Below are 448 nucleotides of genomic sequence, written 5' to 3' on the forward strand. Positions count from 1 at the left end.
TACGAGCTCAGTTTACCAGCGGTTGCATTGTCACTAAAGAGGTAAGTGATTTTTTATCGAATTTTATAGCCATAGCAGGGCTTTAAAGTGAGCTTAACTGAGCTCAATATGAGTAACCAGATGATGAGAATCAGTCACTTGCCAGGTAATATTGTATTCATACAAATTCATACCATAGCGTTGCACGCCTTGTTTTTGCAGTTTAAAGGCAGGGCGAGGATCTTGTTTTAGCACATTACTAATAAACGCTTGTAGCTCAGGATAGTGACTTTGTTTATTTATAAATTCTATAGCCTGTTGGCTAAACTCAACACTCATTTGAGTCTCTGGGCGAGTATCCGCAAATCCAGCGCTTGCATCGGGAAATGAGTCCGAATAGGGTAAATAAGGTGTTAGATCGACGATGGGAGTGCCAAAAACTAAATCAATACCGACGTAGAATCACGGC

Annotated in this window: 1 pseudogene; it reads right to left on the bottom strand. The window is 40.6% G+C overall.

The features are described from left to right. Positions 1–93: 93 nt before the first annotated feature. A pseudogene (locus CWB66_RS22075) lies at positions 94–432 on the bottom strand (tRNA (N6-threonylcarbamoyladenosine(37)-N6)-methyltransferase TrmO); the annotation flags it as partial. Positions 433–448 lie beyond the last annotated feature (16 nt).

Origin of the sequence: Pseudoalteromonas sp. S558, assembly GCF_005886635.1 — a bacterium.
In the GTDB taxonomy this organism is placed as follows: domain Bacteria; phylum Pseudomonadota; class Gammaproteobacteria; order Enterobacterales; family Alteromonadaceae; genus Pseudoalteromonas; species Pseudoalteromonas aliena.